Annotated in this window: 12 protein-coding genes and 1 pseudogene; 5 read left to right on the top strand and 8 right to left on the bottom strand. The window is 53.5% G+C overall.

Annotated features, from left to right (window positions below; genetic code table 11):
* Positions 1-21 precede the first annotated feature (21 nt).
* Complete coding sequence (yciA, locus tag VSX58_RS03050; RefSeq protein ID WP_327616762.1) at positions 22-447, top strand: acyl-CoA thioester hydrolase YciA; 426 nt, start codon at positions 22-24, stop codon at positions 445-447.
* A gap of 126 nt (positions 448-573) precedes the next feature.
* Here the strand turns inward: yciA and tonB are convergent, their stop codons facing one another.
* Entirely contained in the window at positions 574-1,359 is a 786-nt protein-coding gene (gene tonB / locus VSX58_RS03055; RefSeq protein WP_327616763.1) for a TonB system transport protein TonB, read from the bottom strand.
* Positions 1,360-1,674: 315 nt separating this feature from the next.
* On the opposite strand from tonB, the gene VSX58_RS03060 reads away from it, so the two are divergent.
* Both VSX58_RS03060 and VSX58_RS03065 read left to right on the top strand, forming a co-directional pair.
* Positions 1,675-1,971, top strand: coding sequence for a YciI family protein (locus VSX58_RS03060; RefSeq protein WP_327613530.1), 297 nt, complete (start codon positions 1,675-1,677; stop codon positions 1,969-1,971).
* A 163-nt stretch (positions 1,972-2,134) separates the two neighbouring features.
* The gene (locus VSX58_RS03065) at positions 2,135-3,784 is read left to right on the top strand and encodes a methyl-accepting chemotaxis protein (RefSeq protein ID WP_327616764.1); all 1,650 of its coding nucleotides are present in this window, start codon (positions 2,135-2,137) and stop codon (positions 3,782-3,784) included.
* 214 nt (positions 3,785-3,998) lie between these two features.
* Here the strand turns inward: VSX58_RS03065 and VSX58_RS03070 are convergent, their stop codons facing one another.
* A complete protein-coding gene (locus VSX58_RS03070) occupies positions 3,999-4,175 on the bottom strand; it encodes a YciY family protein (RefSeq protein ID WP_327613532.1) in 177 nt (58 codons plus the stop codon).
* Positions 4,176-4,367: 192 nt separating this feature from the next.
* Here VSX58_RS03070 and cls point away from each other — a divergent pair, with 192 nt between their 5' ends.
* Both cls and VSX58_RS03080 read left to right on the top strand, forming a co-directional pair.
* The gene (gene cls, locus VSX58_RS03075; RefSeq protein WP_327616765.1) at positions 4,368-5,828 is read left to right on the top strand and encodes a cardiolipin synthase; all 1,461 of its coding nucleotides are present in this window, start codon (positions 4,368-4,370) and stop codon (positions 5,826-5,828) included.
* Between the two features lie 56 nt (positions 5,829-5,884).
* Entirely contained in the window at positions 5,885-6,208 is a 324-nt protein-coding gene (locus VSX58_RS03080) for an HI1450 family dsDNA-mimic protein (protein WP_327613534.1), read from the top strand.
* A 116-nt stretch (positions 6,209-6,324) separates the two neighbouring features.
* Here VSX58_RS03080 and oppF read toward each other — a convergent pair whose 3' ends face one another.
* The 6 genes and pseudogenes from oppF to VSX58_RS03110 form a co-directional block, all read right to left on the bottom strand.
* A complete protein-coding gene (oppF, locus tag VSX58_RS03085) occupies positions 6,325-7,341 on the bottom strand; it encodes a murein tripeptide/oligopeptide ABC transporter ATP binding protein OppF (RefSeq protein WP_327616767.1) in 1,017 nt (338 codons plus the stop codon).
* Entirely contained in the window at positions 7,338-8,336 is a 999-nt protein-coding gene (gene oppD / locus VSX58_RS03090; RefSeq protein WP_407654836.1) for an ABC transporter ATP-binding protein, read from the bottom strand. The genes oppF and oppD overlap by 4 nt, the downstream gene beginning before the upstream one ends.
* 8 nt (positions 8,337-8,344) lie before the next feature.
* Positions 8,345-9,253, bottom strand: coding sequence for an oligopeptide ABC transporter permease OppC (gene oppC / locus VSX58_RS03095; protein ID WP_327616770.1), 909 nt, complete (start codon positions 9,251-9,253; stop codon positions 8,345-8,347).
* 11 nt (positions 9,254-9,264) lie between these two features.
* Positions 9,265-10,185 (bottom strand): oligopeptide ABC transporter permease OppB, encoded by a 921-nt coding sequence (oppB, locus tag VSX58_RS03100; protein ID WP_327613537.1) that lies wholly within the window; start codon positions 10,183-10,185, stop codon positions 9,265-9,267.
* 68 nt (positions 10,186-10,253) lie between these two features.
* Positions 10,254-11,885, bottom strand: a complete 1,632-nt coding sequence (oppA, locus tag VSX58_RS03105) for an oligopeptide ABC transporter substrate-binding protein OppA (RefSeq protein ID WP_327616771.1) — start codon at positions 11,883-11,885, stop codon at positions 10,254-10,256.
* Between the two features lie 944 nt (positions 11,886-12,829).
* Positions 12,830-13,473, bottom strand: a pseudogene (locus VSX58_RS03110) (YchE family NAAT transporter).
* Positions 13,474-13,833: the final 360 nt, after the last annotated feature.

The raw sequence follows: 13,833 nt of genomic DNA on the forward strand, positions 1-13,833 counted from the left end.
CTTAATTTGATTGATACCATAATGAGCAAACAAGACATTTTACCTCAGGGCGATCTGGTGCTTCGTACGCTGGCGATGCCTGCCGATACCAATGCCAATGGGGATATTTTCGGCGGCTGGATCATGTCGCAGATGGATATGGGCGGCGCTATTTTGGCAAAAGAGATTGCGGAAGGCCGTGTTGTCACCGTGCGCGTCGACGGGATGACGTTTCTCAAACCGGTCGCCGTCGGCGACGTGGTGTGCTGCTACGCCCGTTGCGTGCGTACCGGACGCAGCTCCATTAATATCAATGTCGAAGTTTGGGTGAAAAAAGTGTCGTCAGAACCGATTGGGCAGCGCTATCGGGCGACGGAAGCGCTGTTCACCTACGTCGCCGTGGACGGATACGGACGCTCACGCGAGCTGCCGCCGGGGAAAAGCCACTGCGATTATGATAATGCCTGATGCGGCACGCCGCTCTATTCCTCCCGGCCGCGCCGGCGGCGTAATTTTTCGGTAGGATATTTGTGACAAAAAAGCACCGCTTAATCGCGGTGCTTTTTTTACCGAAAGGGTCGATGCGCCTAACGCTTATTCCATGGTGGTGCCGCTGATTCTGAAGATAAACGTCACCTCCAGATTTCTGCCGGGCTTATTGGCTTCATAACGCCACTTCCGCATCGCCTGTCTGATATCGCGTTCAAACATATTGCGGGGTTCCGCGGAAAGCACCCGAATATTATCCACCCGGCCGGAATCATCAATATCGAACTGAATTTTCACCCGCCCTTCGACGCGCAGCGAAAACGCCCGCGCCGGATACTGCGGCTCGACCCGGCTTAGCGGCCGAGGCCCCGTCGACTGAGTATTCGATGCAGGCGCCGGCGCCTGCCTGACCGGCGCATTCTTCACATTTTGCGTCGGCGCTTCGCTGGTAAACGGCGACGGAGGCTGTTTTTCCACGGCCTTCTCGCGTTTCACCGGTTTCGGCTGTTCAACTTTCTTCACCGGTTTGGGTTTCGGCTTGGGTTTCGGCTCCGGTTTGGGCTCAGGAAGCGGCATCGGCACCGGTTCCGGAATCGGCTCAGGGATCGGTTCCGGCTCGGGAACCGGTTCAGGCTCAGGCTCAGGCTCCGCAACCGGTTCCGGCTGTTTTACCGGTTCGGGTTCAGCCGGCGCTGATTTCGCCGCGGGCGCCGCTTCAAATGCCGCCGGATTGACCATAACGACATTGATCGCCTTGGACTCTTCCGGCAGTTCGAACGCTTTGTTGAATGACGCATACAGCAAACCCGCGATTAAAGAACCGTGAATACCAACAGAAAGTATAAATGGCCATGAATAACGACGGGTCAGGAAAAACTTTTTTTGCGGCATAGTATTTCTTTATCCTCTTATGCCGCCCAAGTTTAAATGCAAATAGCAATCATATTCAATAATAACCCACCAAATTGTTAAAAAAAACCAGACAGGGGGCGATGCCGTCCGCTTAAACCTGATATGTAAGAGAAATACGCCGACGAGGTTCTCGCGGAATGCCTCCCGCCACAATCGCCTAGCTATCTCGTTATCTAAACCGGCGCCATGAGGGAGGAAGTCTATTTATCTGGTAAATCAACCTATTGCCCTGGTCGTATCATCCAGTATGATGGGTGACGTCGGTTTTGAACTTCCTAATGTGAGAGGCCCGTTATGTTATATGTTATTTACGCTGAAGATGTCGCCGATTCTCTGGAGAATCGGCTGGCGGCGAGACCCGATCATCTTGCCCGACTGAAAAAATTACAGGATCAGGGACGGCTTATCACCGCGGGCCCACTCCCCGCCGTTGACAGCGAAGATCCGGGTAAAGCCGGCTTTACCGGTTCCCTGATTATCGCCGAATTCCCCTCCCTGCGGGACGCGCAGGCATGGGCGGATGAGGACCCTTACGTCGCCGCCAACGTTTACCGTAATGTGACGATCAAACCCTATAAAAAGGCTTTTTAATGACAACAATGGGCGATAGCTGCCGCCGGCTATCCCCCATTGCCGCACGTTCAAGGCGCCCTTCCCGCAAACTCCCCGCCGCTGGGTGAGTGAAAACCTGAAATACTTTAGTCATTTAACCGTGATACGTTGACTTCTATTCATATGCAGGGAGTCAGATCATATGTTAACGCCCGCCAAGCTACGATTAGGGATGTCAAAAATATTATTTCGCCGCCGGCCGAGCATTCTTTTTGGTTTATTGCTCGTCATCGGGCTATTTTCATTATTGCAATTGATTTCCGTCGGCATTATTACCCAGACCATGACGCAGGTCAGGCTGGATACCTCGACGAATGAGCACCTGCGTCAGCAGCAGGCGTTAATGGATAAAGCCAGAATGGAAGTCATGAACGCCAGCGATAAGCTTAATCGGGCCGGGATTTATCTGTTGGTCGATAAAGAGACCGGTTCAGTGGGCAGTTGGCAAAGTTTGATGGATGAAGCCGAGGCATCGCTGAAACAGGCGCAAACCCATTATCAACAGCTGGATAGCGCGTCCGCGGCCCCCGCCTTCGTTGAGCTGAAGGCCAGCTATCAGCTATTGTACGCCGGATTGACCGAGCTTGCCGAAGGGATAAAAACGACCAATCAAATCGATATCTTTTTTGCCGTTCCCGTCCAGGCCTATCAGAACGACTTCACCCAAAAGTATTCGCGCTACCTGCAAGACAACGATGCCCGGCAGAAACAGCTCGGCCGGCACCTGCTGACCTCTCTCGACCGCGCCCATACTATTTTTATTATTGTTCTTGGCTTACTGCTCTTCGTCTCGGTGCTGGTCTGGGTCAGCGTCAACAGAGTCGTCATTCGTCCGCTAAGACGCATTATCGACCATCTGCGGCTTATTGCGGCGGGCGATCTTTCGCACAGGATCGAGATGGAAAAACGCACCACCCAGGAAATCGACCTGTTGAACACCAGCGTCATTCAGATGCAGCGCGGCCTGGTTAACCTGGTCAATCAGGTGCGCCGAAGCGTAGGCGGCATGAGCGCCCAGGTCGATAAGGTCGCGGAGGATAACCGTATTTTGTCGGAGCAGGCGAACAGGCAGTCCCATGAGCTGAAGGCCGCCACCGAACATATCATTCAGTTGAGCCAGCATCTGGAACAGAATACGCAACACACTCATCAGGCCAGTCTACACGCCGCGGACACCAGCAATATCGCCGCACAGGGCGAAGTCATGATGAATCAAGTGAAAACGGCCATGACGGATATCGCCGGCAGAACGCGGGAAATGACGGACGCCATCGGCATGATTGAAAACGTCGCATTCCAGACGCATATCCTGTCGCTGAACGCGGCGATTGAAGCCGCCCGCGCCGGCGAAATGGGACGCGGATTTTCCGTCGTCGCCCGAGAGGTCGGCACGCTGGCGTCGCAAAGCAGTCACTCCGCGCAAAATATCAACGCCCTGATCCGCGACTCCGACAACAGCGTGGAGATGGGCGCCAAGCTGGTTAAAAATTTGAATGACAGCCTGCAAGAAATTATTCAGGCGGCGAAAGGCACCAGCACGTTTTTAAGTGAAATATCGGACATATCGCAGCAGCAAAACCAGAGCATTCATGAAGTCACCGGCCGTATTCGCACCTTGAACGACACCGTGCAACAGAATGCGCAACAGGTCGAAACGACGGCGCTGACCTTTTCATCGCTGCTGGAGCAAACAGAGCGCCTCAGCGCCACCGTCTCGCTGTTTCTGCTGCCGTCCGATACCGATGAAGCGCCCAGCGCGGCCGATAAATCGCTGATACCCGCGCTCTCCTGAAAAACCGCTCCGCTTTATGTTCTAAATAATTCGCGTCGCTGTTCAAAAACGCCAAACCGTTGTTGAACAGCGCTTGCGCTGGCCCCGGAAAGGGAGAGCCCTACGGATGGGGCGAGGAATAAAGCAGCGCACAGACGATTTGAAGTATGACGAGTATATATGGATTAAAAAATTAGCGGTCATATCAATGATGACCGCTAATTTTTTCAGCTAACTACCACTCATAGGCCACGGCATATAATAACGAGCGCCGTTTATGCTTTTGCTGCAAATAGCGGACGTGATGAATATGGCGGTAGGTACGCGACTGCGCTTCCAGCCAGCGGCTTCTGCGGCGCTGGACCTGACGCAACATTCGCCAGCGGCTGACTTCATTCCGGCTGCGTTTCATGGCATAACTCTTATATCGACAATTGGCCGCGCCATTATATACCCGTCATATTTCGATCCAAGCAATGTTTGATTTCCCTTGCCACGGAAAATCGCCGGCAGGCTATTTTATTAAGACTAAAGGCGTTTCCCCTTTTATCAAAGTATGCGTACACTTTATTAATGACTTACAGAAGGGATTTGCTACGCCTTTATGACAACGTTTTATACCGTAATGAGTTGGCTGCTGGTGTTCAGTTATTGGTTGCTGATCGCCGGTATCACGCTGCGTATTCTGATGAAGCGTCGAACGGTTCCCTCCGCAATGGCCTGGTTGTTGGTTATCTATATCCTGCCGCTGGTCGGTATTGTCGCCTACCTCTCATTCGGCGAGCTGCATCTCGGCAAACGCCGGGCGGAACGCGCCAGCAAAATGTGGCCCTCGACGGCGAAATGGCTGCGGGAGCTCAAAGAGTACCGGCGAATATTCGCTACGGAAAACAGCGAGGTCGCCAGTTCGCTATTTCAGCTGTGCGAACGCCGCCAGGGCGTCGGCGGTGTAAAAGGCAACCAGCTGCAATTACTGACGAGCTTCGACGACACGATTAAATCGCTGATCCGCGATATTGAACTGGCTCATAATAATATCGAGATGGTGTTTTATATTTGGCAGTCCGGCGGGATCGTCGATCGGGTCACCTCGTCGCTGATCGCGGCCGCCCGCCGTGGCGTGCATTGCCGGATATTGCTCGACTCCGCGGGCAGCGTTAAATTTTTCCGCAACACCTACCCGCAGCTGATGCGCACCGCCGGCATTGAAGTGGCCGAAGCGCTAAAGGTGAACCTATTTCGGGCGTTTCTGCGCCGGATGGATTTACGTCAGCATCGAAAAGTGATCCTGATCGATAACCGTATCGCCTATACCGGCAGCATGAACATGGTCGATCCGCGCCTTTTCAAGCAGGACGCGGGCGTGGGCCAGTGGGTAGATTTAATGGCGCGCATCGAAGGCCCGGTGGCGACAACGTTGGGAATTATTTATTGCTGCGACTGGGAAATGGAAACCGGTAAACGTCTGCTGCCGCCGCCGCCGGACGTCAATATGATGCCGTTCGAACAGGAGACCGGCCATACCATTCAGATTATCGCGTCCGGCCCCGGTTATCCGGAAGAGATGATCCATCAGGCATTGCTAACCGCCATCTATTCCGCGCGTAAGCAGCTGATTATGACCACGCCCTATTTCGTCCCCAGCGACGATCTGCTGCACGCCATCTGTACAGCCGCGCAGCGGGGAGTGGATGTCAGCCTTATCGTGCCGCATAAAAACGACTCCGTGCTGGTCGGCTGGGCAAGCCGGGCGTTCTTTACCGAGCTGCTGGCGGCCGGCGTCAAAATCTATCAGTTTAAAGATGGCCTGCTGCATACTAAAAGCGTGCTGATCGACGGGCAGCTAAGTCTGATCGGTACGGTCAATCTCGATATCCGCAGTCTGTGGCTGAATTTTGAAATTACCGTGGTGATCGACGACGCCGGTTTCGGCGCCGATCTCGCCTGCGTGCAGGAGGATTATATCCTCCGCTCCACACTGCTAAGCGCCAAGCAGTGGCAAAGCCGGCCTTATTGGCAACGGATTATTGAGCGGCTGTGCTACTTTTTCAGCCCCTTGCTATAAATACGACTTTACCCGTGTTTTAATGGCTCCACACGCATTGACTGGACATCCCGTATATGGATTTGAATAACCGCCTGACTGAAGACGAAGCGTTGGAACAGGCCTACGATATCTTTTTGGAACTGGCTGCCGATAATCTTGATCCGGCAGATATTTTACTGTTTAACCTACAGTTCGAAGAGCGCGGCGGCGCGGAGCTATTCGATCCGGCGGAAGATTGGTCAGAACATGTCGATTTCGATCTTAACCCTGATTTCTTTGCCGAAGTGGTGATCGGGCTCGCGGAGCAGGATGGCGGCGAAATTACCGATATTTTCGCCCGCGTTTTGATTTGCCGGGAAAAGGACCACAAGCTTTGCCATATCCTGTGGCGAGAATAAACCGCGGCAAAGGCGAGTCGCTTCCCAGCGCGGCAGGCTCGCTCCGGATGTAAAAAGGGCGTCCCCACGGGACGCCTCAGCCCCGTGGTCGCCCCCTGTATCTCGATCTGACAGCCCTACGACGACGCCAGCTCCTGCGGATCGGTCTTCAGGCAGGAGACCGCATGCGTAAAGCTCCCCTCCATTACCGGTCTGTTTTTTACACACTCGGGCCCGGCGATCGGGCAGCGGGTGCAAAACACGCATCCCGCGGGCGGATCGATCGGCGAAGGCAGATCGCCCTCCAGCAGTTGTATCCGCTTGTTTCGCTCTTTATCCGGATCGGGGATCGGCACGGCCGACATCAGCGCCCGGGTATAGGGATGCAGAGGATGGCGATACACCCGATCGTAGGTCCCCAGCTCCACCGCATGCCCCAGATACATCACCAAAACCCGATCGGAAATGTGCTTCACCACCGATAAATCATGGGCGATGAAAATCAGCGACAGCCGCATGTCATGCTGCAATTGCCGCAGCAGATTCACCACCTGGGCCTGAATGGAAACATCCAGCGCGGAAACGGGTTCGTCGCAGATAACCAGCTTCGGCTCCAGTATCAGCGCCCGGGCGATGCCGATGCGCTGACATTGGCCGCCGGAAAACTCATGCGGGTAGCGATTAATCGTATTGGGCAACAGCCCAACCTTCAGCATCATCGCTTTGACTCTGTTTTTCACATCCTGACGCGCCAGCTTGGGATGATAGGTTTTTAACGGCTCGGCGATAATTTCGCCGATAGTCATACGCGGATTAAGCGACGCCAGCGGATCCTGAAATATCATTTGGATATCGCCGCGCGCCTTACGCCACTCTTGAGCATTCATCGCCAGCAAATCGCGCCCCAGCCAGGTAATGTTTCCGCCGGTTGCCTTCACCAGACCGATAATGGCGCGCGCCAGCGTGGATTTTCCGCATCCGGACTCGCCGACCACCCCCAGCGTCTCCCCCTCATATAAACGCAGCGTCACGCCGTCGACCGCCTTCAACGTTTTGGCCGGTTGCCAGAACCACTGTTTATCGTCTCTGACATCGAAGTGAACCTTCAGATCGACCACTTCCAGCAAGGGGGCCTTCTCTTTAGCCGTATTCATCGCACCTCCTCAATGGCTCTCAAACAGGCGCGCAGGCGATGGTCGCCAAAAGGCGTTAAAGGCGGAGTCTCACGGCAGCGCTCCATCGCATAGGGGCAGCGCGGCTGAAACGGACATCCCTGCGGCAGGCGCAGTAAATTGGGCGGATTTCCAGGAATGGTCGCCAAAACCTCATCCTCGGCGTCCAGTCGCGGCACGGCATTCAGCAATCCGATGGAGTAAGGGTGGCTGGGATGGTAAAACAGGTCGCGCGCCGAACCGTACTCCATCGTCCGTCCGGCGTACATCACCAACACCTTGTCGCAAGTACCGGCCACCACGCCTAAATCATGGGTGATCATAATGATGGCGGTATTAAACTCGCGCTTTAGCTCATTCAGCAATGTCATGATCTGCGCCTGTACCGTTACGTCAAGCGCGGTGGTAGGCTCATCGGCGATCAGCAGCTTAGGACGGCAAAGCAACGCCATGGCGATCATCGCGCGCTGGCGCATGCCGCCGGAAAACTCATGAGGATACATCCGCATGCGTTTCCTCGCTTCCGGCATTTTTACCGCGTCGAGCATGTTAACCGACGCTTCAAAAGCCTCGCTTTTGCTAAGTTGCTTATGCAGCATCAGCACTTCCATCAGCTGTTCGCCGACGCGCATATAAGGATTCAGCGAGGTCATCGGATCCTGAAATATCATGGCGATCTCCTGCGCGCGCAGCTTATTCAACTGCCGCTCGGGCAAATTGAGGATCTCCCGGCCCTGAAAGCGCGCAGAGCCGCTGATTTCGCCATTGCTGGCCAGCAGCCCCATCAGCGCAAACGCCGTCTGCGATTTACCTGAACCGGACTCGCCGACAATCCCCAGCGTTTCCCCGGCGCGCAGCGTAAAGTCGAGATCGTTTACCGCGGTTACCTCGCCATCCTCGGTATGAAACCTCACGTGCAAATCCCGCACGCTTAGCAGCGGCTCGCGCCTTTCGGTTGAATCAGATCTATTCATCATGCCGCTCCTCAGCGATCTTTCGGATCGAGGGCATCGCGCAGACCGTCGCCGATAAAATTAAAACAAAACAGCGTCACGACCAAAAACGCCGCCGGATAAAGCAGCAGCCAGGAAGAGACTTCCATTGAGTTCGCGCCGTCATTCAACAACGCGCCCCAGCTGCTTAACGGCTCCTGCGTGCCTAATCCCAGAAAACTCAGAAATGACTCAAACAAAATCATGCTCGGCACCAGTAATGAGGCATACACCACCACTACGCCCAACACATTCGGTACGATGTGGCGCAACACGATGCCGCGCGTCGAAACGCCGGAGACCCGCGCCGCCTCAATAAACTCCTTACGCTTCAGGCTTAGCGTCTGCCCCCGCACGATACGCGCCATATCCAGCCAGGACACCATGCCGATGGCGACAAAGATTAACAGCATGTTCTGCCCGAATAGCGTCACCAGCAGAATGACGAAAAACATAAATGGGAACGAGTTGAGGATTTCCAGCAGACGCATCATCACCGAGTCGACTTTCCCGCCGAGATAACCGGACAGCGCGCCGTACAGCGTGCCGACCACCACGGCGACCAGCGCGGCGGCGACGCCGACCATCAGAGAGATGCGTCCGCCGATGGCGACGCGAACCAGCAGGTCGCGCCCCGATGAGTCGGTGCCGAAATAGTGGCCGGAGGCCATATCCGGCGCGGATGACATCATATTCCAATCCGTATCCGCATAATTAAAGGGCGATAGCCAGGGCCCGACAATCACAAATAACGCGATCAGCGCCAGCACGAACAGGCTAGCAAGCGCGGCGCGGTTATGGATAAAACGCCGGCGGGCATCTTGCCACAGGCTGCGGCCTTCAACGTCCATCTTCTCGTTGAAGTTATCCAACGCCTCACTGTTTTTTCGATTCCAAAACATAACGCCCCCGGTTAGTAGCGAATTTTCGGATCGATAACGGCGTACAGCACGTCGATGATCGCATTAAAGAGAATGGTTAAACCGCCGACCAAAATAGTCAGGCTAAGCACTAGCGAATAGTCACGGTTCAGCGCCCCATTCACGAAAAGCTGCCCGATACCGGGTAAGCCGAAAATGGTTTCGATAACCATCGAGCCGGTAATAATGCCGACAAAAGCCGGTCCCATATACGAGAGCACCGGCAGCAAGGCCGGCTTTAGGGCATGACGCAGAATAATGCGGCGCAGAGGTAGCCCTTTGGCGCGCGCGGTGCGGATAAAGTTGGAGTGCAGCACTTCAATCATCGAACCGCGGGTGATACGCGCAATACTGGCGATATAAGAGAGCGACAAAGCGACCATCGGCAGGATCATATACCGCGGCGCTCCGCCGTTCCAGCCGCCGCCCGGCAGCCAGCGCAGCGTAATGGCGAAGATCAGCACCAGCAACGGCGCCACGACGAAGCTGGGAATAACCACGCCGGTCATCGCAAATCCCATCACCGTATAGTCCCATCGGGTGTTCTGATTCAGCGCGGCGACCACGCCGGCGCCGACGCCGAAAAAGACGGCGAAGAGGAACGCCGCCGCTCCCAACTTGGCGGAAACCGGAAATGAAGACGCCACCAGATCGTTGACGGAATAATCTTTGTATTTAAATGAAGGACCGAAATCGCCGTGAGCCAGCTGCCATAAGTAGCTGCCGTACTGTTTTAATATCGGATCGTTAAGATGATATTTGGCTTCAATATTGGCCATAACTTCCGGCGGAAGGTTACGTTCACCGGTAAAAGGACTGCCTGGCGCCAGGCGCATCATAAAGAATGAAATCGTTATCAAGATAAAAAGCGTCGGTATCGCTTCCAGACAGCGACGAAAAATAAACTTTAACATTGCCCGTACCTATAAAACCTGCGGATAAGCGCGGCGACGCGCATCTCTCCGCCCCGCCCGCGCGATTATCAATGTTTGATGATATAGAGATCTTTCACATGGATATTATCCATCGGATCTTTACCGGTTAAACCGCCGACGTAAGGCTTTACCAGCCGGGTGTTGGCATAGTAATAAACCGGGACGATAACCGCCTCTTTATCCAGTAAGGCTTCGGCCTGCTGGTAAACCTCGGCGCGTTCTTCCTCCGTTTTGACCTGCAGAGATTTGGCCATCAGCGCATCGAACTCGCTGCTCTTATAATGGGAGGTATTGCTGCTGCTGTCCGACAGCATGCTGTTGAAAAAGGTGGAAGGTTCATTGTAGTCCGCGCACCAGCCGGCGCGCGCAAGATCAAAATTGCCCTGATGGCGGCTATCAAGGAAGGTTTTCCACTCCTGATTCTCCAGCTTCACATTCACGCCGATATTCTGTTTCCAGATGGACGCCGCCGCGATCGCCATTTTTTTATGCAGATCGGACGTATTATACAGCAGGCTCAGCGTTAACGGTTTATCCGCCGTAAAACCGGCCTGCGCCAGTAATTTTTTCGCCTCGGCGTTGCGTTTCTCCTGCGGCCAGCCAAACCACGCCGGCTGCATGGCCTTAAAGCCATCAATATAGGGCGGCACAAAACCGTAAGCCGGAGTATCGCCCTGATTTTTCACCTTATTGGTTAAAATATCCTGACTCAGCCCCAGTCGCAGCGCGGTTCTTACCCGTACGTCGGTAAACGGCGCTTTCTGATTATTAATTTCATAATAGTAAGTGCATAGATACGGATTGACTTCGACCTCCTGCGGGATCTCTCTTTTTAACTTCTGAAACAGCTCGATAGGCAGATAGTTATAGGTCATATCAATCTCGCCGCTGCGATAGCGGTTAACGTCGGTCACTTCCGAAGTTATAGGCAGATAGGTGACCTTATTAATAACGGTCTTATCGTTATCCCAATAGAAAGGGTTGCGCTCCAGCACAATCTTTTCGTTCACCACCCACTCCTTCAGCTTATAGGCGCCGTTGCCGACCCAGTTTTGCGGCTGGGTCCATTTATCGCCAAACTGCTCCAGCGCTTTTTTATAAACCGGCGACATCGCCGGATAGATGGGCAGCTTATAGAAGTAAGGCACGGCTTCAGAGAGAGTCACCTCCAGCGTATGGCCGTCAACGGCCTTTACGCCCAGAGTTTCCGGCGATTTTTTACCCGCGATAATATCATCGATATTCAGCAAATGGCCGTATTGCAGGTAGCTGGCGTAGGGAGAGGCGGTTTTCGGATCGGCCAGGCGCCTCCAGCTATCGACAAAATCCTGCGCCGTGACAGGGTCACCATTGGACCAACGGGCGTTTTTGCGCAGATGGAAGGTCCACACTTTGAACGCCTTATTATCCCAGCTCTCCGCCGCGCCGGGGATAACCTTGCCATTGACATCGGAGGTGACCAGCCCTTCCAGTATATCGCGCGACACATTGGACTCGGGCGCGCCTTCTATTTTATGGGGATCCAATGAGGCGACCTCGGCCCCGTTATTGCGCACCAGCTCCTGCTTTGCCGCCAGCTCAACGCCCGCGGGCACCGTAGCGGCCCAGGCGGAAACGCCGGACGCCATGCTCAGCGCGGCAATAATGCCTGCGGCCACGCTTTTTTTTGTTGTTGTCATGTATGCCATTATCTCCTCCTGTTTTTATGACCCGTTACGACATCCGCGCGCCGATAACCCGCATCCGTTGCTCTGAGACCGAGCCTCAAGGCTAATACGCCCGATGGCGCGCCATTAGCCCGATACAGCGGATAAAAGCGAGCGATATGCAAAAACACGACTAGGCACCAACATCATTCATCAATTTATCTTATCAATAAACAACAAGTAACCGCTCAATTCGACGCTATCAAAAGGAAATTAATTCGCCAATATATTTAAAATCGATACGGTTTATTTTTTTGTAAATGTTATAAACACAACCGCAAAACAATAAGCTATGCGTTAAGCCAATCCATAGAGAATATCAGCATCTAGAACGCCGGCGATGCAATACAAAAAACCCCGCAAAATGGGCCCGCTCTCGGTATAAAAAACCGCCGTATCGCGCATATTCCAAGCGGCGACAATAGATCCCGCTATACCGGCATACTTCACGCCGCAGGTGCGTTGGCGTTGTTGTCCGCCTCCTTGGGCCGCCGCAGGCGCTATTCAAAAACGCTCTTGGCGTGTTGTTCCGCAACTCGAATTATTTAGGCTATATAGCGTTAATTCTCCCGCAGAAATGTTATTAATTTCACAAATAAATGAACTATCAGCGAGAGTAAGGAGGGATCCGGATCACGATTAACGTATAAATATTATGTAAAAACTTTTTCAGATATCAGTTTTATTTATGCTATAGATAGAAAATAGGTAAATAAGGCCGGGCGCGGTATCGCTTTTTACCGCGTCGCCGGCGAACGCGATATTCAGATATACTCTAAATAATTCGAGTTGCAGGAAGGCGGCAAGAGAAGGAGTCCCGATGAGCTTACTCAAGTAAGTGATTCGGGTGACTGAACGCAGCCAACGCACATGCAACTTGAAGTATGACGAGTATAAATGCTAACGGGTTCGGACGATCATAATAATCCCGGAAAGAGCGCTTTAACGCCGGTCACAATAAACTCAATTCCCAGCGACATCAGCAATAGCCCCATAATACGGGTAATAACGTTGATTCCCGTCTGGCCGAGAATTTTAACCAGCAGCGGCGCTGCCCGAAACAGCAGCCAGCAGCAAAACGCAAACAGCGCGATAGTTAAAGACAGCCCCGCCAGGTTTCGCCACTCATGATAACGGGAACTCCAGACGATGGTGGAACTGATGGCCCCGGGACCGGCCATTAACGGCAGCGCCAACGGCACGACGCCGATACTTTCGCGATTGGCCGTTTCCGTCTTTTCCTGCTTGTTTTGTTTGTCTTCCCCCAGCTTGCCGCTAATCATCGACATGGCTATCGTCATGACCAATATGCCGCCGGCGATGCGGAAGGAGTCTATCGAAATGCCGAATAGCCGCAAGATACTGTCGCCGAAGAACAGCGATATCCACAAAATCACCACGACGGAGAAGTTGGCCGTCAGGTTGGTTTTATCGCGCCCTTCCGCAGCCTGATAGTTCGTCATGCTGATAAACACGGGAAGAATGCCTATCGGATTGATCAGCGCAAATAATCCGATAAAAACTTTATATAGTCGGAAAAACTCAACAATGACTGAACCACATATCACCCCGGATGGGTTACCGTTCGCAGAGAGACGCCCTATCGGCGCTAATGTAGTGTAATCAGCGCTGTTTATCCATCTCCGTATGCCGAATTTTACCTGCAGCTTAGCGGATGCAATAAAGCCCAAAACCGCTGTCCCGCGTTACCCAGACCTATTGGTGCGGCAAGCAGTCCATCTTTCCGGGCAAAAACCGCTGATAGTGTGCAAAAATACCCCTGCTGAATGGTGTCAGCATGAAAAAACTTAGATGAAGATCACAAAAAAATGACGAGTAAACAGGTATGCTTTTTGCCATCGGGTTAGGTGGATTAGTCGCCTTATTATTGGCGTCGCTTACAAAAAACCCTTTGGGTACG

Source organism: Brenneria populi, assembly GCF_036016195.1.
GTDB classification, from domain to species: Bacteria; Pseudomonadota; Gammaproteobacteria; order Enterobacterales; family Enterobacteriaceae; genus Brenneria; species Brenneria populi.